The sequence below is a fragment of the Variovorax sp. CCNWLW235 genome (assembly GCF_037204085.1).
GTDB lineage: Bacteria > Pseudomonadota > Gammaproteobacteria > Burkholderiales > Burkholderiaceae_C > Variovorax.
In genome coordinates this window covers 162,683-180,814 of the sequence record NZ_JBBCBW010000009.1, presented here as the reverse complement: position 1 = coordinate 180,814, position 18,132 = coordinate 162,683, and the positions used below count along the sequence as shown (strand labels likewise).

The following is an 18,132-nucleotide window of genomic DNA, read 5'->3' as shown; positions in this document are numbered from 1 at the left end:
ACCTGCGCCCGAAGTTCGTCGAGACCTTCCTGGCCAAGCTGGTGAACTGGGACTTCGCGGCCAAGAACTTCGGCTGAACCGGTTTCCCAATTGAAAAAGCCGACCCTCGGGTCGGCTTTTTTCATGGGCCGCGCAGGCGGCGTGACTCAGCGCCTGGAAGCGGCAAACAACTCGCCGCCCAGCTTGGCGCCTTTCTTGATGTTTTTCTTGGCGAACCAGCCCTGATTCATTTCGAGAACGTAGCGCACCGGCTCTTCGGAACAGTGCGAGTTTTCGGTCATGGGCTGCATGTCAACCAGGTTGACGATGCGGCCATCGTCGGCCACGAAGGCAGCGGTCAAGGGCAGCAAGGTGTTTCTCATCCAGAAGCACTGGGTGGCCGGCTGCTCGAAAACAAAGATCATGCCTTCGGACTGCGGCATTTCCTTGCGGAACATCAAGCCGATTTCCCGCTGCCGCGGTGTTTGCGCCACTTGCGCATCGATCTTGTACAAGCCGACGGACAGCTTGGTGCGTGCGAGGTCGGTCTGGGGTTGCTGTTGTGCCTGTGCAGGGCCGATCAAGGAGGCGGCGAGCAGGAGCAGGGCGGCGAAACGCTGGAACATCGGAGCTTCTTTCAAGGCGGATTCAAGGGCGCGGGGCCAAGAAAAATGCCCGCTGATGCGGGCATTGGCAGGCAGTGCCGGTGAGCTGGGCAGCTTACACCTTCTTGGCTGCAGCCGCGTGCGCCTTGGCCGCGTGATGGCGCGCCTTGTGCTTCTTCACGGCGTGTTTGGCCGGTTGCTTGGCCTTGTGCGCGGCAGCCGCCACAGGAGCGTCCATCTTGGGAGCGGGTTCGGTTTGCTGGGCAAATGCGCCGGCTGCGAAGAGACCGGCGACGAGGGCTGCGAGCAGCTTGTTCATGAAGACATCCTTTGAGATTGTTGATATGGATCACCTTCGCGAGAAGGCCAACCTTCAACGCGTCAGCCGTTCGCCGCGGTTGACAGCGGCGGCGGCAGGACAGACGAAAAAAAAGCGCTCCGGAGAGCGCTTTTCTTGTGCGGCTGGCCGAATTACTTCGGGGTGCTGCCTTGGGTCGACTTGCGCTTGACGCTGCCGTCCTTGTTGCGACGACGCTGGTCGCGCGTTTCGGCGCGCTTTTCGCCAGCAGTCGCAGCCTTGTCGGTGCCGATGGCACCGCCTTCGGGCGTCTTGGCGATATCGCCAGCGGGCGCAGCCACTTGACCGGCGGGCTTTGCTTCCTTCTTGGCTTCAGCACGGGCTTGCGGCTTGCTGTTGGTAGCGTTGCCTTGCTCGGGCGTGGTGCCGGTGGGGTTCTGGGCGTAGGCGCCAGCGGCGAACAAGCCAGCGATCATGACTGCGAGAATTTTGCTCATTGTGATTCCTCTATTCGAGAATTGGTTGGAAACGCCTCCCGGCGAGCAGAAGGTCAGCCACTAACGAGACCATTGGCCTCGAGGTTGACAAACGCTTGCTGATGGGTTGCGTCTAAAATGTACAGCGATTTGTTCGCGGGCTGTACAGCGATTCCCCGTCGCTGTCTGAATTCGCAGACAGTCGTCCGAATTACGTCACTCCCGGAGTCATCCCCCCTCATGTCCAGCTACCAGCACATCAAAGTCCCGGCCGAAGGCCAGAAGATCACTGTCAACGCCGACAACTCGCTCAATGTGCCTGATCAGCCGATCATTCCCTTCATCGAAGGCGATGGCACTGGTCTGGACATCACCCCCGTGATGCTGAAGGTGGTGGACGCCGCGGTGGCCAAGGCCTACGGCGGCAAGAAGAAGATCCACTGGATGGAAGTCTATGCCGGCGAAAAGTCGACCAAAGTCTACGGCCCCGACGTCTGGCTGCCCGAAGAAACGCTGCACGCCGTGCGCGACTACGTGGTTTCCATCAAGGGCCCTCTCACCACGCCCGTCGGCGGCGGCATCCGTTCGCTGAACGTTGCGCTGCGTCAGGAACTCGACCTGTACGTGTGCCTGCGCCCCATCCAGTATTTCGAAGGCGTGCCCAGCCCGGTGCGCGAGCCGCACAAGACCAACATGGTCATCTTCCGCGAGAACTCGGAAGACATCTACGCCGGCATCGAGTTCGAAGCCGAAAGCGACAAGGCCAAGAAGCTCATCAAGTTCCTGCAGGACGAACTGGGCGTCAAGAAGATCCGCTTCCCCAACACCTCCGGCATCGGCGTGAAGCCCGTGTCCAAGGAAGGCACCGAGCGCCTCGTGCGCAAGGCGCTGCAGTACGCGGTCGACAACGACAAGCCCAGCGTGACCATCGTGCACAAGGGCAACATCATGAAGTTCACCGAAGGTGGCTTCCGTGACTGGGCCTACTCGCTGGCTGCCAAGGAATTCGGCGCCGAGCTGATCGACGGCGGCCCGTGGATGAAGTTCAAGAACCCCAAGACGGGCAAGGAAATCACCGTCAAGGACAGCATTGCCGACGCCTTTCTGCAGCAGATTCTCCTGCGCCCCGCCGAGTACAGCGTCATTGCCACGCTGAACCTCAACGGCGACTACGTGTCGGACGCGCTGGCCGCGCAAGTCGGCGGCATCGGCATTGCCCCGGGCGCCAACCTGAGCGACACCGTCGCCATGTTCGAAGCCACCCACGGCACCGCTCCCAAGTACGCCGGCAAGGACTACGTGAACCCCGGTTCCGAAATCCTCTCGGCCGAAATGATGCTGCGCCACATGGGCTGGACCGAAGCCGCCGACCTGATCATCAGCTCGATGGAAAAGTCCATTGCCAGCAAGAAGGTCACCTATGACTTCGCGCGCCTGATGGACGGCGCCACGCAAGTCAGCTGCTCGGGCTTCGGCCAGGTCATGATCGACCACATGTAAATTGCGCGAGCAATAGCGCTTGGCGCCCCCCGGGCGCCGTGAGCCAAGGCCCTCGAGATCTTTACGGTCTCGAGGGCTTTTCTTCTTTTGGCGCGTCGCGGCTGCAGCGGTTGGAAAAATGGAACACCTTGCGCCAAATACCCATTTTTTTCAAAGCGCGCGCCGCGTAGTATTTACGCGTGTGTCATGCGCAAACGGCAGAGTTTTTTTGCGTCGTTTGTGGTGTCGCACACGACGCAAGCCCCTTGATTTGTCGATTACGCGCCACCAAGTCTTCTTGCGCCGGCACGGTGCTTGCACGCTCTATAGAATCTTTTTTATGGCAACGAGAATTCCCAAGACTCCCAGCACTCCGCCGGCCCAGAAACCGGCAGGGGATGACGGAGATTCGGTCGTTCTGGAGCGGCGGCCGCAAAAAACCGCGCCGCCCCAGATGTACCAAGTGGTCATGCTGAACGACGACTACACCCCCATGGAGTTCGTAATCGTCGTCCTGCAAGAATATTTCAACAAGGATCGCGAAACCGCGACCCAGATCATGTTAAAGATTCACCTCGATGGCCGCGGCGTTTGTGGGGTTTATTCCCGCGATCTGGCGGCCACCAAGGTCAACCAGGTGATGGAGGCGGCGCACCAGGCCGGACATCCGCTGCAGTGCGTGAGCGAGCCTGTTGCGTGAACCAGTTGAATTGCGCAAGCTCCAACCCATCTGAGAACTTATTTACAGCAAGGCAAAAGGAAATCACATGATTGCCCAGGAACTGGAAGTCAGCTTGCACATGGCCTTCGTCGAGGCCAGGCAGCAGCGCCACGAGTTCATCACCGTGGAGCATCTGTTGCTCGCTTTGCTGGACAACCCGAGCGCCGCAGAAGTCCTGCGCGCCTGCTCGGCCAACGTCGACGACCTGCGGGCGTCGCTCACCAACTTCATCAAGGACAACACGCCGCAAGTGGCGGGTACCGACGATGTCGACACCCAGCCCACGCTGGGTTTCCAGCGCGTCATCCAGCGCGCCATCATGCATGTGCAGTCCACCGGCAACGGCAAGAAGGAAGTCACCGGCGCCAACGTGCTGGTCGCGATCTTCGGCGAGAAAGATTCGCATGCGGTGTACTACCTCCACCAGCAAGGCGTGACGCGCCTTGACGTGGTGAACTTCATTGCCCACGGCATCAAGAAGAGCGATCCGCCCGAGGCGGTCAAGGGCAGCAGCGAATCGTCTTCGGGCGAGGGCGAAGAGGGCGGCGGCGAAAAGAACGAGAAGGCTTCGCCTCTCGAACAGTTCACGCAGAACCTCAACCAGCTCGCCAAGGACGGCAAGATCGATCCGCTGATCGGCCGCGAATACGAGGTCGAGCGCGTCATCCAGATTCTCTGCCGCCGGCGCAAGAACAACCCGCTGCTGGTGGGTGAGGCCGGCGTGGGCAAGACCGCCATCGCCGAAGGCCTGGCATGGCGCATCACGCAGACCGACGTGCCTGAAATCCTGGCCGAGGCACAGGTGTACTCGCTCGACATGGGCGCGTTGCTGGCCGGCACCAAGTACCGCGGCGATTTCGAGCAGCGCCTGAAGGGCGTGCTCAAGTCGCTGAAGGACAAGCCGAACGCCATCCTGTTCATCGACGAGATCCACACGCTCATCGGTGCGGGCGCGGCGTCGGGCGGCACGCTCGATGCTTCCAACCTGCTCAAGCCGGCGCTCTCGAGTGGCCAGCTCAAGTGCATTGGCGCCACCACGTTCAGCGAATACCGCGGCATCTTCGAGAAGGATGCAGCCCTGTCGCGTCGCTTCCAGAAGGTCGACGTGGTCGAGCCGACGGTGCAGGAAACCGTCGACATCCTGAAGGGCCTGAAGTCGCGCTTTGAAGAGCACCACGGCGTCAAGTACGCGGTGGCGGCCCTGCAGGCTGCGGCCGAGCTGAGCGCCAAGTACATCAACGACCGCCACCTGCCCGACAAGGCCATCGACGTGATCGACGAGGCCGGTGCCGCGCAGCGCATCCTGCCCGCGAGCAAGCGCAAGAAGACCATCAGCAAGTCCGAGGTCGAGGACATCGTCGCGAAGATCGCGCGCATTCCCCCGGCCAACGTCAGCAACGACGACCGCGGCAAGCTGCAGACGATCGAGCGCGACCTGAAGAGCGTGGTGTTCGGCCAGGACAAGGCACTCGAGGTGCTGGCTTCCGCCGTGAAGATGGCACGTTCGGGCCTTGGCCGCGAAGACAAGCCGATCGGTTCCTTCCTGTTCAGCGGCCCCACGGGCGTGGGCAAGACCGAAGCGGCCAAGCAGCTCGCCTACATCATGGGCATCGAGCTGATCCGCTTCGACATGTCGGAGTACATGGAGCGCCATGCGGTGAGCCGTTTGATCGGCGCGCCTCCGGGCTACGTCGGGTTCGACCAGGGCGGTCTCCTGACCGAAGCCATCACGAAGAAGCCGCACGCGGTGCTGCTGCTCGACGAAATCGAGAAGGCGCACCCGGACATCTTCAACGTGCTGCTGCAGGTCATGGACCATGGCACCCTGACGGACAACAACGGACGCAAGGCCGACTTCCGCAACGTGATCATCGTGATGACCACCAATGCGGGTGCCGAGACCATGAACAAGGCGACCATCGGCTTCACCAACCCGCGTCAGGCGGGCGACGAAATGGCCGATATCAAGCGCCTGTTCACGCCGGAGTTCCGCAACCGCCTGGACGCGACCGTGAGCTTCAAGGCACTGGACGAGCAGATCATCCTGCGCGTGGTCGACAAGTTCCTGCTCCAGCTCGAAACGCAGCTGGCCGAGAAGAAGGTCGACGTCACGTTCAGCGACGGCTTGCGCAAGCACCTGGCGAAGAAGGGCTTCGATCCGCTGATGGGTGCCCGCCCGATGCAGCGCCTGATCCAGGACACGATCCGTCGTGCACTGGCCGACGAGCTGCTGTTCGGTCGACTCATCGATGGCGGCCGCCTGTCGGTCGACATCGACGACAAGGGCGAGGTGCAGCTGGACATCCAGCCGCTGCCCAAGAAGGAAGGCAAGTCCAAGCCTGAGGCCGAAGAGGCTGCAGCAGGATAAAGCGGGGCCGGCAGGGCCGGTTCCGCGGTATTTCTGGCAACACTGAAAAGGCCGGTAGCATTCGCTGCCGGCCTTTTTCTTTGAGGCCGAATTTCCCCGCACCGCAAGCCTTACCTTGATTCTTCCCGAGCTCAGCCAGGAATGGAAAACCGGCCTCTCCCTGGCGTGGAGCGGCTATATCGCCGTGCTGTCGGTTTGGATCGTGATGCAGAAGCGCGCGCCGGTATCCACCATGAGCTGGATCCTGTCGCTCGCGCTGTTGCCGTTTGCGGGCTTCGTCATCTATTACTTCCTGGGGCCGCAGCGCTTGCGCAAGCAGCGCGTCAAGCGCCTGCGCAGCCGTGCCAAGGCCCATACGCAGGGCGAGCTGGCGCGGCTGCGGGACGCCGCACAGAATGCGCCGCCGGCGCTGCAGCAGATGGCGAGGCTGGGTACCGCCGCTTGCGGGCTGCCGGTTTCCAGCGCCACGGGCGTGGCACTGCTTTCGGGCGGCGCGCGCACCTTCGACGCCATCTTCGATGCGGTGCGCGAAGCGCAAGACCACATCCATCTCGAGTACTACATCTTCGAGCCCGACAAGATCGGCACTGCGCTGCGCGACCTGCTGGTGGAACGCGCCAGGCAGGGCGTGGCGGTGCGGCTTCTGCTCGACGCGCTGGGCTCCAAGCGTATCGGCCGCAAGTTCATGGCGCCGCTTGTTGCCGCGGGCGTGGAGGTTGCGCTATTCCATGACACACGCATCGGCCGGCGCCTCAGGCCGGTGACCAACTACCGCACCCACCGCAAGATCGTGGTGTGCGACGGCCGCGTGGGCTTTACCGGCGGCGTCAACATCACCGACGAGGAAGACAAGCGCACGCGGCCCGACGCCTATCACGACGTGCACCTGCGCATCGAAGGCAGCGCGGTGCGCTGGCTCCAAACCACCTTTCTCGAAGACTGGGCCTATGCCACCGGCGAAGACCTTCGCAACATGGATCACCTGATGGGTGCCATGCTGCCGCAGGTGGAGGCGGGCGACATTCCTGTGCAAATTGTGACCAGCGGCCCGGACAACATGCTCGAGCCCATCCACCGCATGCACGTGGAGGCCATTCATTCGGCCAGCGAGCGGGCCTGGCTCACCACCCCTTACTTCGTGCCCGGCGAGCCCGCGATGATGGCACTCACCAGCGCGGCGCTGCGCGGTGTGGACGTGCGTCTTCTGGTGCCGCGCCGCAGCGATTCGGCCATTGTGAGCGCGGCCGCGCGCTCCTACTTCGACGAGCTGATTGCGGCCGGCGTGAAGGTGTGGGAGTACAAGGCCCGCATGCTGCACTCCAAGACCTTGGTGGTCGACGACCATTGCGCGATGATCGGTACCGCAAATTTCGACAACCGCAGCTTCAGGCTCAATTTCGAGGTGAGCGCGGTGGTCTACGGGCCAGAGCTGGCGCGCCCCTTGGCGGCGCAGTTCGAAACCGACCTCCACAGCTCCGGCGCGGTGCGCGCCAACCGCCCGCAGAGTTTCTGGCGCCGCCTCGGCGACGCAATTGCCCGATTGTTTTCTCCCTTGCTCTGAATGAACCACACCTTTCTCTGGCACGACTACGAAACCTTCGGTGCCGTGCCGCGCCGCGACCGGCCTTCGCAGTTCGCCGCCATTCGCACCGACGCAGAGCTGAACGAAGTCGGCGAGCCGCTGATGATCTATTGCAAGCCGGCGCCCGACTATTTACCCAGCCCCGAGGCCTGCCTGATCACCGGCATCACGCCGCAGGTGTGCCTGGAGCGCGGCGTTCCCGAGCACGCCTTCGCCGCGCAGATCGAGAAGGCTTTCTCTCAGCCCGGCACCATCGGCGTGGGCTACAACACCATCCGCTTCGACGACGAGGTCACGCGCTTTTTGTTCTGGCGCAACCTTATCGACCCCTATGCGCGTGAATGGCAGAACGATTGCGGCCGGTGGGACCTGCTCGATGTGGTGCGGCTGACCTACGCGCTGCGGCCCGACGGCATCGAGTGGCCGAAGAAGGAAGACGGCAAGCCCAGCTTCAAGCTCGAAGACCTGGCGCGCGCCAACGGATTGCTGCATGAATCGGCGCACGATGCGCTTTCCGACGTGCGCGCCACCATTGCGTTGGCCCGGCTAATTCGCGACCGCCAGCCCAAGCTCTTCGAATTCGCCTTCGGCCTGCACAAGAAAGACCGCGTGGCCAGCGAACTCGGCCTGCCGGCCATGCGGGAAACGGCCAAGCCTTTCCTGCACGTCTCGGGCATGTTCCCGGTCGAGCGCGGATGCCTCAGCGTGATGTGGCCCCTTGCGAGCCATCCGACCAACAAGAACGAACTGCTCGCGTGGGACCTGGCCCACGACCCGAGCGAGCTGCGCGACATCGATGTGGAAACCCTGCGCCTGCGCCTCTTCACCCGCACCGCAGACCTGCCCGAAGGCGTGGTCCGCCTGCCGCTGAAAGGCATTCACCTCAACAAGTCGCCGATGGTCGTCGGCAACCTGCGCACGCTGGCGCCCGCCATGGCCGAGCGCTGGAACGTCGATCTCGACGCGGCCATGCGCCACGCCGCCATCGCGCGCGACCTGCCCGACATGAGCGCCATCTGGTCGCAGGTGTACGCCCGCCCCAAGGAGGCCACGCCCGACGTGGACGAAGACCTGTACGGCGGCTTTGTCGGCAACGCGGACAGGCGCCGCCTTAACCAGCTGCGCGCACTGTCGCCCGAGGAACTCGCGAAGGACCGTACCGGTTTCGACGACGGACGCCTCGAGGAAATCCTCTTTCGCTACCGGGCGCGCAATTGGCCGGAGCTTCTCAGCCCCCAGGAAACCGAACGGTGGGAGGCGCTGCGCGTCGCGCGGCTGTTCAAAGGCGAGGGTGGGGCGCGCACCATTGAAATGCTGTTCAGCGAAGTCGATGCGCTGTCCGAAACCGCGGACGAGCGCGGTGAGGAAATCCTGGGCGCGCTTTACGAGTACGCCGAAGCCATCGCGCCGGAAGCCTGAGGCAACCGACCCGGCGAGCCGCACCATGCGTCCGATCGTCACCCGCCTGCGCCTGGCAGCTTCTGCCGCAATGCTCGCCATGCTTGCCGGGTGCAGCACCATGCCCTCCGCGTTTGGCACATCCAGGGCGTGTGCAGCCGGCTTCGATGCTTTCGAACGCGACACGCTGTACTTCGGCCGCTCCATTCCCGCCGGCGGGCAGGTGTCGAACGCGCAGTGGGCCGCTTTCCTCGATTCGGTCGTGACGCCGGCCTTTCCGAAAGGCCTTACGGTCATCGATGCGGCAGGGCAGTGGCGCGGCGCATCGGGCAGCGTGGTGCGCGAGCCCTCCAAGCTCGTAGTGCTGCTGCACCCGCGCAGCGCCGACGACGATGCCGCCATCGCCCGGATCATCGACACCTACAGGCAGCGCTTCGGCCAGGAGGCCGTGCTGCAGGAGAGGCAGTCCGTCTGTGTTCGCTTCTGAAAACGAAAACGAAAACGAAAACGACCGCAACGCTGTCCGGCGCCTTGTGGCGGCCGATGCCGCGGGCTACCGCGCCCTGATGCTCGACGCCTATGCCACGCACCCCAGCGCCTTTACCACCACGGCGGAAGAGCGCTCCGGCCTGCCGCTTGAGTGGTGGGAAGAACGGCTGGGTTCGGATGCAGGCGAGGCCAGCGTGGTCTATGGCGCTTTCGACGAGGCGGGCGTGCTGGTGGGCGCGGCGGGTTTGAGCTTCGAAGCGCGGCAGCGCGCCCGCCACAAGGCCACGCTCTTCGGCATGGCCGTGGCGGCTTCCGCGCGCCGGGCCGGTTTCGGCCGGCGGCTGGTGCTTGCGGTGCTGGCGCATGCGCGCGCAATCGAACGGCTGCGGCTGGTGCAGCTCACCGTTACCGAGGGCAACAGCACCGCGCAAGCTCTTTACGAGCGCTGTGGATTTCAGGTTTTCGGCGTGGAGCCGCTGGCCATCGCGGTCGATGGGGTCTTGCTGGCCAAGGTGCACATGTGGTGCGACCTCAGGGCCTCGCCTGCGTAGAGTGCCTGCGCGGCGGCAAGCGCAAGGCTAGGGCTTGCGAATCATCCAGCTGGTGGCCTGCTCGCGATCCGGGAGATGCAGCGCAGCGGTGGCGGCCGGCGTTTCCGCCAGCAGCTTTCCCTTGCGGAACACCTTGAGCCTGGTGGCGCGCAGCCGGATCGCTTCGACCGCGTCGCGCGCCTGCAGCAGCACAAAGCTCGCGTCGCAGCCCGCCTCGATGCCGTAGCCTTCGAGGTGCATCACGCGCGCGGCGTTCGTGGTCACGGCCTCGAAGCACTGGCGGATGCCGGCCTGGCTCGTCATCTGCGCCACATGCAACCCCATGTGCGCCACCTCGAGCATGTCGCCCGAGCCCATGCCGTACCACGGGTCCATCACGCAGTCGTGGCCGAACGCCACGTTCACGCCGCTGGCCATCAACTCGGGCACGCGGGTCATTCCGCGACGCTTGGGGTAGGTGTCGTGGCGGCCCTGCAGGGTGATGTTGATCAGCGGGTTGGACACCACGCTGACGCCGCTCTGCGCAATGAGCGGCAGCAGCTTGCTCACGTAGTAGTTGTCCATCGAATGCATCGACGTGCAATGCGAGCCCGTCACGCGGCCCTGCATGCCCAGGCGCCAGGTTTCGGCGGACAGCGTTTCGATGTGGCGCGACAGCGGGTCGTCCGACTCGTCGCAATGCATGTCGACCAGCTTGCCGCGCTCGGCCGCAAGTTCCATCAGCAGTTTGACGCTGGCTGCGCCATCGGCCATGGTGCGCTCGAAATGCGGAATGCCGCCGACCACGTCCACGCCCTTGTCGAGCGCGCGCTTCAGGTTGTCGACGCCGCCTGCCGAGCGCAGTACGCCATCCTGCGGAAAGGCCACGAGTTGCAGGTCGAGGTACGGCGCGACCTGGCGCTTCACCTCGAGCAGAGCGTCGACCGCGAGCAGGCTCGGATCGCTCGTGTCCACATGCGATCGCACGGCCAGCAGGCCCTTGGCCACCGCCCAGTCGCAATACGCCAGCGCACGCTCGATCAGCGCATCGGCCTTGAGCAGCGGCTTGAGCTCGCCCCACAGCGCAATGCCTTCGAGCAGCGTGCCGCTTTCGTTGACGCGCGGCAGGCCGTAGCTCAGCGTGGCGTCCATGTGGAAATGCGGATCGACAAAGTGCGGTGAAAGCAGCAAGCCCAGGGCATCGAGCTTTTCATGCGCCGGTGCGTCGAGGCCCGCGGTGACTTCGGCGATTCGGCCTCCCTGCACGGCAATCGACATGCCGGTGCGGCCGTCGGGGAGGGTGGCGTTGGTGATGAGCAGGTCGAGCATCGTGGGAGGTCTTCTTGTGTGTTGGCAACGTGCGTTCAGCGCGTGCGCTGCGCCCGGTAGCGGTACTGCCCCGGCGCCGGGCCGACCTCGATGGTCACGCGGCGCAGCTTGTCGTCGTGGCCAGACGCGGCCTTGGCCGTGACCACGATGCCGCGCGGCGTGGCGCGGCAGGAGAGGTCGGTGAGTGCAATCTCGGCATGGTCGTTGTCGAGCTCGGCAATGGCCAGCGTGTGATCGGCATGCAGGCTGCCGTTGGCATCGCGCGTCATCCGCTGCACGTAGAGGAAAGATTGTGCGTACTGGTCGGCGTGAACCACGCGGTAGGTGCCCTCGTGGTTCTTGCCCCAGGTGCCGCACAGCTGCACCCAGGTGATCGGATCGGGTGTCTTGAAAGTGTCGTAGCTGTAGTCGCTGCCCAGCGCATGCGCGCCCGTGCCGCACAAGCCGGTAAGCGCGGTGAGCAGCATCTTGCGCACTGCGCGCGGCATCAGCGCTCCCCCTTGCGATACGGCTTCATCAGCGCCTGCGGATAGCTGGCCTTGCGCGCCACCAGCACCAGCGCGAGGATCGACAGCAGGTACGGCAGCATCAGGTAGATCTGGTAGGGCAGCACGGCATCGCCCGATTGTTGCAGCCGAAGCTGCAGCGCGTCGAAGAACGCGAACAGCAGCGCGCCCAACAGGGCCTTGCCGGGCCGCCATGAGGCAAACACCACCAGCGCCACGCAGATCCAGCCGCGGCCGTTCACCATGTTGAAAAAGAAGGCGTTGAAGGCGGAGAGCGTGAGGAACGAGCCCGCGGCACCCATCAGCGCCGAACCGGCGACGATGGCGCCGGTGCGCATGGCCGCGACCGATACGCCCTGGCTCTCGGCCGCCTGCGGGTTCTCGCCGACCATGCGCAGCGCCAGGCCCAGCGGCGTGCGGTACAGCACCCAGGCAATGGCCGGCACGAGCAGCAGCGCGAACAGGGTGAGCGATGTCTGCGCATTCAGGATGGGCAGCGGCAGCCAGTCCATCGGCGCGAAGGGCGTGATGGTTGGCGGCGTGTTCACCTTCGGAAAGCTCACGCGGTAGCCGAAGTAGCTGAGTGCAGTGGCCAGCAGCGTGATGCCCAGCCCCGAGACGTGCTGCGAAAGCGCAAGGCCCACGGTGAGAAAGGCGTGCAGCAGCCCGAACACCATGCCGGTGAGCGCAGCCGCGGCCACGCCGGCCCACAGCGGCGCGCCGGCATACACCGCGAGCCATCCGGTGAAGGCGCCCGCGACCATGATCCCTTCGATGCCCAGGTTGAGCACGCCCGCGCGTTCGCACAGCAGCACGCCCAGCGTGCCGAGGATGAGCGGCGTGGCGATGCGCAATACCGCGACCCAGAAGGCAGGGTTGGCGAGAATATCGAGCAGGTCGGTCATGGGGAGTTTCTCCCTCCCCTTTCGGGGGAGGGCCGGGGTGGGGGCACGCGGCGCTCGATGTGGGCGCTGATGCCCCCATCCCAGCCTTCCCCCATCGGGGGAAGGAGCAAGACCGAAGAGGACATCGTCGTCATTTCATCCGCACCCGGTACTGCGTCAGCAGCGTCGCGACCAGCACCGCGATCAGCGAGGCCGCGACGATCACATCGGCGATGTAGGTCGGTACGCCCACTGCGCGGCTCATGGTGTCTGCACCGACCAGCACGCCCGCCACGAATACGCCCGCGGCAATCACGCCCAGCGGGTGCAGCCCGGCCAGCATTGCGATCACGATGCCGGTGTAGCCGTAGCCAGGCGACATGTCGAGCGTGACATAGCTGGTGCGGCCCGCCACCTCGATGGCGCCGGCCAGCCCGGCCAGTGCGCCGGAAAGCAGCGCCACCATCACCACGGTGCGCGTCACCGGCACGCCCGCAAACTCGGCCGCACGCGCATTGGCGCCCACCGCGCGAATGTCGAAGCCCAGCACCGTGTACTTGAAGATCGCCCAGACGATCACCGCGAGCGACACCGCCCAGAGCAGGCCGGTGTGCACACGCGTTTGCGCAACCAGTTTGCCGAGCTCCAGGTCTGGCTGCAGCGACACGCTCTGCGGCCAGCCCATGGCGGTCGGGTCTTTCATCGGCCCGTCGAGCAGCGCTGAAACGCCGAGCAGCACGATGAAGTTGATCAGCAGCGTGGTCACGACCTCGTCGACGCCGAGCTTGTTCTTCATCAGCGCGGGGCCGAGCAGAAGCAGGGCGCCCGCCACGGCGGCGGCCAGCATCATCAGCGGGAAGAGCAGCAACGGCTGAAGCTCGAAGCCCGTGCCGCCGTGCATGCCGCCCACGGCCACGGCGGCGAGGGCGCCGGCGAACAGCTGGCCCTCGGCGCCGATGTTGAAGAGCCGCGCCTTGAACGCGACCGTCGCGGCCAGGCCGGTCAGGATGAGCGGGATCGCGCGCGTGAGCGTTTCGCTCCAGGCGAACACCGAACCGAAGCCGCCCTGCAGCAGCAGCGCGTAGGTTCGGCCGACCGGTGCGCCGGCCCAAAGCACGAGCAGCGCGCTCACCAGCATGGTGAACAGCACCGCGCCGATAGGGGCCAGCACCAGTGCGGCACGCGATGTTTCGTGGCGTCTTTCGAGCCGCATCATGGCCGGGCCTTTCCGCGCGAGGCGTCCGTCGCGCCGGCCATTGCCAGGCCGATGGCTTCACGTGTCCAGGCCGAGGCCGGGCGCGCCTCGCCCAGGTGGCCGCCGTGCATCACCGACACGCGGTCGCCGAGTGCCAGCACTTCGTCGAGGTCGTCCGAAATCACCAGCACCGCCGCGCCGGCATCGCGCGCGGCAATGAGCTGCTGCTGCACATAGGCCACGGCGCCGATGTCCAGGCCCCAGGTCGGCTGATGCGCGACGATCAGGCGTGGTGCGCGGGTCGGATATTTCTTGTTGTCGGCGTCTTCCACCTGCTCGGGCGCGAGCAGCGCGCGCCCCAGGATCAATTTCTGCATATTCCCGCCGGAGAGCGAACGCGCCGGGGACATCAGGCCGGCGCCGCGCACGTCGAATGCCTGTTCGATACGCCGCGCATGCTGCCGCGCAGCCGCACGCCGCACGAACAAAGACCAGCGCGAGAAAACCGGGCTGCGCAGCCGTTCGGACACCGCGTTCTCCCACACCGGCAAATCGCCGACCACCCCAACAGCGTGCCGGTCTTCGGGAATGCGTGCCACCCCGCGCTGCACCAGACGAGAGGGCGAGGGCGGCAGCGCCCGGCCCATCAGCAGGGCGGTGCCGGAGACGGCACGGCGCGTGCCGCACAGCAGTTCGGCCAGTGCGACTTGGCCGTTGCCCGAAACGCCCGCAATGGCGGTGATCTCCCCGCCGCGCAGCGTGAGCGACACCTCGTGAAGAGGGCTCGAATGGTCTTGCGCGCCGCCCTTGGCCGATGCGGTGCTTACACGGTCGAGCACGCAAACCGCATCGCCCACCGAACCGGCTGGCTGCCGCTGCGCAGCTTCGACCGCATGACCGACCATCCACAGCGCGAGTTGCGCCTGCGTGGTGTCAGCCGTGCGCGCCTCGGCCACCAGCTTGCCGCCGCGCAGCACGGCAATGCGCCGCGAGACCCGCAGCACCTCGCCCAGCTTGTGGCTGATGAAGATGACGGAGAGGCCCTGCGCCACCATCTGAGCGAGCGTGGCGAACAAGGCTTCGCTTTCCTGCGGCGTCAGCACGGCAGTCGGCTCATCCAGGATGAGAATGCGCGCGCCGCGGTACAGCGCCTTCAATATCTCGACGCGCTGCCGCTCGCCGACGGAGAGGCTGCCGATCTTCGCGTCAGGCTGCACCGGCAGACCGAAGCGCTGCGCCACTTCGAGCAGCCGGGTGCGCGCCGCGGCGCGGCGCGAGAACACGCGCCACAGCGGCTCCGTGCCCATCATCACGTTGTCGAGCACGCTCAGGTTGTCGGCCAGCGTGAAGTGCTGGTGCACCATGCCCACGCCCGCCGCCAGTGCCGCCTTGGGGTTGCCCGGAGGCAGCGGCGCGCCGAAGGCCTCGATGCTGCCTTCGTCGGCCACGTAGTGGCCGAACAGGATGGACATCAGCGTCGACTTGCCCGCGCCGTTCTCGCCCAGGAGCGCGAGCACCTCGCCCGCTTGCAGGTCGAGGGAAATGTCGTCGTTGGCGACGAGGGAGCCGAAGCGCTTGGTGATGCCCTGGAGGCGGAGGACAGAAGCGCCGGTCACTTCCATGCAGCCAGGAACGCCAGCATGACCTTGGCCGAGTTGTCGGCCGCTATGCCCATGAAGGTGCCCATCTCGTTCTCGCCTTCGCCGCCGCCCGCGAGATCGCTGAGCGAACGGAAGGCGATGTAGGGCACGCCGTTGCTGTAGGCCACCATGCCCACGGCCGCGGTTTCCATGTCGAGCACGTTGGCCTGAAAGGTCTTGAAGGTGTATTCGCGATACGCCTTGTTGTCCATGAAGGCCTGGCCCGAAACGCCATTGCCGCCCACGACGAGCTGGGGCTTGCGCGCCAGGCACTTGCCGGCACTGCAGTTCGCCAGGTCGACGTTGCGGATGCTGCGCGCCACCTCGAGCATCTTCGGATCGGCTTCGAACCAGAACTTGCGTTCGATGCCCGGCTTTGCGGCCGAGCGCACCTCCACCGGGCGCGGATGCATCATGCCGAAGTTGGGCAGCGTGGCATCGGTGATGAACGGCGGCGCGGTGAACTTGCCCGGCGCGGTTTCGCGGGCCATCAATACCTCAAGGTACTGGCCCCATTGAGCGGGCACCGTGACGTCGCCCACGTGCAGCGATGGGTTCACCCCACCTGCAATGCCGCTGAACACGATGCTGGTCACGCGAAAGCGGTCGAGCACCAGTTGCGTGTTCATCGTCGCGTTGGTCATGCTGATGCCCGAGAGGAACAGCACCACCGGCTTGCCTTCGAGCGTGCCGGTAGTGAACTCGACCCCGTTGACGCTGTGCTTGGCTGGCCCCTGCAGTCGGTTCAGCAACAGCTTGAGCTCGGGCTCGAAGGCCGAGATCACCGCAATGCGCGGCGTGTCGTCCAGCCGGACGCCGCCGGTGCTGCTGCCACCAGTCTTGTAGACGCCGGCGCAGCCCGCGAGACCGAAGGCCAGCACGCCGGCCGCAAGAAGAGAACGCCAGCGCATCTTCAACGGTCCTCTCACTTGGCGGTCGATTTGGGCTGGGAGTCGTCGACCTTGATGGTGACCTTGCCCGCCAGGATGTCAGCCTGCTTTGCCTTGACCTTGGCGACGATATCGGCTGGGACCTTCTTCTCGAAAGTGCCGAGCGGCGCGAGTTCCGAGCCCTTGTGCTTCATCATCGAATAGGGGCCGTAGTCCTCGGCGGCAAACTTGCCTTCCTTCACGAGCTTGATCGCGCGGTCGGCCGACGGCTCGAAGTTCCACAGGGCCGACGCAACCACCGTGTCCGGGTACTGTGCCTGCGTGTCGATCACGTTGCCGATGGCGAGCTTGCCTTTTTCCTTGGCCGCATCAGAGACGCCGAAGCGCTCGGCGTACATCACGTCCGCACCCTTGTCGATCATCGCGAAAGCCGCTTCCTTGGCCTTCGGCGGATCGAACCAGCTGTTGATGAAGCTCACGCTGAACTCGACCTTGGGGTTGGTTTCCTTTGCGCCGGCCATGAACGCGTTCATGAGCCGGTTCACTTCGGGAATCGGAAAGCCGCCGACCATGCCGATGCGGTTGGTCTTGGTCATGCCGCCGGCCACCATGCCGCTCAGGTACGCCGGCTCCTGGATGTAGTTGTCGAACACGCTGAAGTTGGGCGCCTGCGGCTTGAGCGACGAGCCCATCAGGAAGGCGACCTTGGGAAAGTCTTTGGCCACCTTGCGCGCCGCCGCTTCCACGCCGAACACTTCACCCAGGATCAGCTGGTTGCCGCCCGTGGCGTACTCGCGCATCACGCGCTCGTAGTCGGCGTTGCTGACGTTCTCGGTCGCCTTGTATTCGATCTCACCGCGTGCCTCGGCGGCCTTGAGCGCCTTGTGGATGCGGCCTACCCATTGCTGCTCGAAGGGCACGGTGTACACCGCCGCCACCTTCAGCTTGGCCTGCGCCAGCGCCAGGCCGGGCGCGCCCGCCGCAAGGGCCGCGGCAATGGCGGCGGAACGAATGATCAACTGACGGCGTGCTGTCACGATGCTTCTCCTCGAGGTATGAAAATCTTCTTGTTGCCGACCGAACCGTGGTCGCGCGCCGCCGCCTGAGGCGTCGGCTCTACTTGGTGCCGAATATGCGGTCGCCGGCGTCGCCAAGGCCCGGCAGGATGTAGCCGTGGCTGTTCAGCTCGCGGTCGATTGCGGCGGTGTAGATCGGCACGTCGGGGTGGGCCTTCTGCATGGTGGCCACGCCTTCAGGGCAGGTCAGCAGGCAGACGAACTTGATCGATTTCGGGTTGAGTTCTTTCAGGCGTTCCACCGCAGCCACGGCCGAGTTGCCGGTGGCCAGCATCGGGTCGACCACGATCACGTCGCGGTTCTCCATTTCGCCGGGCATCTTGAAGTAGTACTCGACGGCCGTGAGCGTCTTGGGATCGCGGTACAGGCCGATGTGGCCGACGCGTGCGCCCGGCACCACGGTAAGCATGCCGTCCAGAATGCCGGTGCCCGCGCGCAGGATGGACACCAGCACCAGCTTCTTGCCGTCGATGACCTTGGCCTGCATGGTCTCGAGCGGGGTTTCCACTTCGATGTCCTGCATCGGCATGTCGCGCGTGACCTCGTAGGCCATGAGCATGCTGATTTCGTTCAGCAGCCGCCGAAAGCTGTTGGTGGAAGCGTCCTTGCGGCGCATCAGCGTGAGCTTGTGCTGGACGAGGGGGTGGTCGACGAGATGGACGTTGCTCATTTGATTTTTCTGCCGTT

At 64.9% G+C, this 18,132-nt stretch carries 18 protein-coding genes and 1 pseudogene; 8 read left to right on the top strand and 11 right to left on the bottom strand.

What is annotated here, in order from left to right:
• A pseudogene (locus V9L21_RS13380) lies at positions 1–77 on the top strand (superoxide dismutase [Fe]); the annotation flags it as partial.
• A 69-nt stretch (positions 78–146) separates the two neighbouring features.
• On the opposite strand, the gene V9L21_RS13375 reads toward V9L21_RS13380, so the two are convergent.
• From V9L21_RS13375 to V9L21_RS13365, 3 genes are all read right to left on the bottom strand, one after another.
• A complete protein-coding gene (locus tag V9L21_RS13375; RefSeq protein ID WP_337297605.1) occupies positions 147–605 on the bottom strand; it encodes a DUF192 domain-containing protein in 459 nt (152 codons plus the stop codon).
• 94 nt (positions 606–699) lie between these two features.
• A complete protein-coding gene (locus V9L21_RS13370) occupies positions 700–903 on the bottom strand; it encodes a hypothetical protein (protein WP_337312532.1) in 204 nt (67 codons plus the stop codon).
• 152 nt (positions 904–1,055) lie between these two features.
• Positions 1,056–1,379, bottom strand: coding sequence for a cell envelope biogenesis protein TolA (locus tag V9L21_RS13365; RefSeq protein ID WP_337312530.1), 324 nt, complete (start codon positions 1,377–1,379; stop codon positions 1,056–1,058).
• 219 nt (positions 1,380–1,598) lie between these two features.
• On the opposite strand from V9L21_RS13365, the gene icd reads away from it, so the two are divergent.
• From icd to V9L21_RS13330, 7 genes are all read left to right on the top strand, one after another.
• Positions 1,599–2,858: an NADP-dependent isocitrate dehydrogenase gene (gene icd / locus V9L21_RS13360; RefSeq protein WP_157614112.1), complete on the top strand. Its 1,260-nt coding sequence runs from the start codon at positions 1,599–1,601 to the stop codon at positions 2,856–2,858.
• A 319-nt stretch (positions 2,859–3,177) separates the two neighbouring features.
• Positions 3,178–3,537, top strand: coding sequence for an ATP-dependent Clp protease adapter ClpS (gene clpS / locus V9L21_RS13355; RefSeq protein ID WP_021007487.1), 360 nt, complete (start codon positions 3,178–3,180; stop codon positions 3,535–3,537).
• Between the two features lie 67 nt (positions 3,538–3,604).
• Positions 3,605–5,926, top strand: coding sequence for an ATP-dependent Clp protease ATP-binding subunit ClpA (gene clpA, locus V9L21_RS13350; RefSeq protein WP_126746055.1), 2,322 nt, complete (start codon positions 3,605–3,607; stop codon positions 5,924–5,926).
• 115 nt (positions 5,927–6,041) lie between these two features.
• On the top strand, positions 6,042–7,487 hold the full coding sequence (gene cls / locus V9L21_RS13345; protein ID WP_337312528.1) for a cardiolipin synthase: 1,446 nt from the start codon (positions 6,042–6,044) through the stop codon (positions 7,485–7,487).
• Positions 7,488–8,927, top strand: a complete 1,440-nt coding sequence (gene sbcB / locus V9L21_RS13340) for an exodeoxyribonuclease I (protein ID WP_337312527.1) — start codon at positions 7,488–7,490, stop codon at positions 8,925–8,927. It begins immediately after the preceding gene.
• A 25-nt stretch (positions 8,928–8,952) separates the two neighbouring features.
• Positions 8,953–9,393, top strand: coding sequence for a DUF3574 domain-containing protein (locus tag V9L21_RS13335; RefSeq protein WP_337312525.1), 441 nt, complete (start codon positions 8,953–8,955; stop codon positions 9,391–9,393).
• On the top strand, positions 9,380–9,946 hold the full coding sequence (locus V9L21_RS13330) for a GNAT family N-acetyltransferase (protein WP_337312523.1): 567 nt from the start codon (positions 9,380–9,382) through the stop codon (positions 9,944–9,946). The genes V9L21_RS13335 and V9L21_RS13330 overlap by 14 nt, the downstream gene beginning before the upstream one ends.
• 27 nt (positions 9,947–9,973) lie before the next feature.
• Here the strand turns inward: V9L21_RS13330 and V9L21_RS13325 are convergent, their stop codons facing one another.
• The 8 genes from V9L21_RS13325 to upp form a co-directional block, all read right to left on the bottom strand.
• Positions 9,974–11,254, bottom strand: coding sequence for an amidohydrolase family protein (locus tag V9L21_RS13325; protein WP_337312522.1), 1,281 nt, complete (start codon positions 11,252–11,254; stop codon positions 9,974–9,976).
• A gap of 35 nt (positions 11,255–11,289) precedes the next feature.
• Complete coding sequence (locus V9L21_RS13320) at positions 11,290–11,742, bottom strand: hypothetical protein (protein WP_337312520.1); 453 nt, start codon at positions 11,740–11,742, stop codon at positions 11,290–11,292.
• Entirely contained in the window at positions 11,742–12,665 is a 924-nt protein-coding gene (locus tag V9L21_RS13315; RefSeq protein ID WP_337312518.1) for an ABC transporter permease, read from the bottom strand. The genes V9L21_RS13320 and V9L21_RS13315 overlap by 1 nt, the downstream gene beginning before the upstream one ends.
• A 130-nt stretch (positions 12,666–12,795) precedes the next feature.
• On the bottom strand, positions 12,796–13,857 hold the full coding sequence (locus V9L21_RS13310) for an ABC transporter permease (protein ID WP_337312552.1): 1,062 nt from the start codon (positions 13,855–13,857) through the stop codon (positions 12,796–12,798).
• The gene (locus V9L21_RS13305) at positions 13,857–15,461 is read right to left on the bottom strand and encodes an ABC transporter ATP-binding protein (RefSeq protein ID WP_337312515.1); all 1,605 of its coding nucleotides are present in this window, start codon (positions 15,459–15,461) and stop codon (positions 13,857–13,859) included. Before V9L21_RS13305 ends, V9L21_RS13310 begins: the two co-directional genes overlap by 1 nt.
• Positions 15,452–16,390, bottom strand: coding sequence for a 5'-methylthioadenosine/S-adenosylhomocysteine nucleosidase (locus V9L21_RS13300; RefSeq protein ID WP_337312513.1), 939 nt, complete (start codon positions 16,388–16,390; stop codon positions 15,452–15,454). The genes V9L21_RS13305 and V9L21_RS13300 overlap by 10 nt, the downstream gene beginning before the upstream one ends.
• 14 nt (positions 16,391–16,404) lie before the next feature.
• Positions 16,405–17,406 carry a BMP family protein gene (locus V9L21_RS13295; RefSeq protein ID WP_337312511.1) on the bottom strand — a complete coding sequence of 334 codons (1,002 nt, stop codon included), beginning with the start codon at positions 17,404–17,406 and terminating at the stop codon, positions 16,405–16,407.
• A gap of 79 nt (positions 17,407–17,485) precedes the next feature.
• Positions 17,486–18,115, bottom strand: coding sequence for a uracil phosphoribosyltransferase (gene upp / locus V9L21_RS13290; protein WP_013541661.1), 630 nt, complete (start codon positions 18,113–18,115; stop codon positions 17,486–17,488).
• Between the last annotated feature and the right edge of the window lie 17 nt (positions 18,116–18,132).

What these genes read in the sequence shown, in the direction of transcription:
- clpS (WP_021007487.1), top strand. Translation starts at nt 3,178, where the DNA reads ATGGCAACGAGAATTCCCAAGACTCCCAGCACTCCGCCGGCCCAGAAA.
- V9L21_RS13375 (WP_337297605.1), bottom strand. Translation starts at nt 605, where the DNA reads ATGTTCCAGCGTTTCGCCGCCCTGCTCCTGCTCGCCGCCTCCTTGATC.
- V9L21_RS13305 (WP_337312515.1), bottom strand. Translation starts at nt 15,461, where the DNA reads ATGGAAGTGACCGGCGCTTCTGTCCTCCGCCTCCAGGGCATCACCAAG.
- V9L21_RS13310 (WP_337312552.1), bottom strand. Translation starts at nt 13,857, where the DNA reads ATGCGGCTCGAAAGACGCCACGAAACATCGCGTGCCGCACTGGTGCTG.
- sbcB (WP_337312527.1), top strand. Translation starts at nt 7,488, where the DNA reads ATGAACCACACCTTTCTCTGGCACGACTACGAAACCTTCGGTGCCGTG.
- icd (WP_157614112.1), top strand. Translation starts at nt 1,599, where the DNA reads ATGTCCAGCTACCAGCACATCAAAGTCCCGGCCGAAGGCCAGAAGATC.
- V9L21_RS13315 (WP_337312518.1), bottom strand. Translation starts at nt 12,665, where the DNA reads ATGACCGACCTGCTCGATATTCTCGCCAACCCTGCCTTCTGGGTCGCG.
- V9L21_RS13325 (WP_337312522.1), bottom strand. Translation starts at nt 11,254, where the DNA reads ATGCTCGACCTGCTCATCACCAACGCCACCCTCCCCGACGGCCGCACC.
- clpA (WP_126746055.1), top strand. Translation starts at nt 3,605, where the DNA reads ATGATTGCCCAGGAACTGGAAGTCAGCTTGCACATGGCCTTCGTCGAG.
- V9L21_RS13300 (WP_337312513.1), bottom strand. Translation starts at nt 16,390, where the DNA reads ATGCGCTGGCGTTCTCTTCTTGCGGCCGGCGTGCTGGCCTTCGGTCTC.
- V9L21_RS13335 (WP_337312525.1), top strand. Translation starts at nt 8,953, where the DNA reads ATGCGTCCGATCGTCACCCGCCTGCGCCTGGCAGCTTCTGCCGCAATG.
- V9L21_RS13365 (WP_337312530.1), bottom strand. Translation starts at nt 1,379, where the DNA reads ATGAGCAAAATTCTCGCAGTCATGATCGCTGGCTTGTTCGCCGCTGGC.
- V9L21_RS13370 (WP_337312532.1), bottom strand. Translation starts at nt 903, where the DNA reads ATGAACAAGCTGCTCGCAGCCCTCGTCGCCGGTCTCTTCGCAGCCGGC.
- V9L21_RS13320 (WP_337312520.1), bottom strand. Translation starts at nt 11,742, where the DNA reads ATGCCGCGCGCAGTGCGCAAGATGCTGCTCACCGCGCTTACCGGCTTG.
- upp (WP_013541661.1), bottom strand. Translation starts at nt 18,115, where the DNA reads ATGAGCAACGTCCATCTCGTCGACCACCCCCTCGTCCAGCACAAGCTC.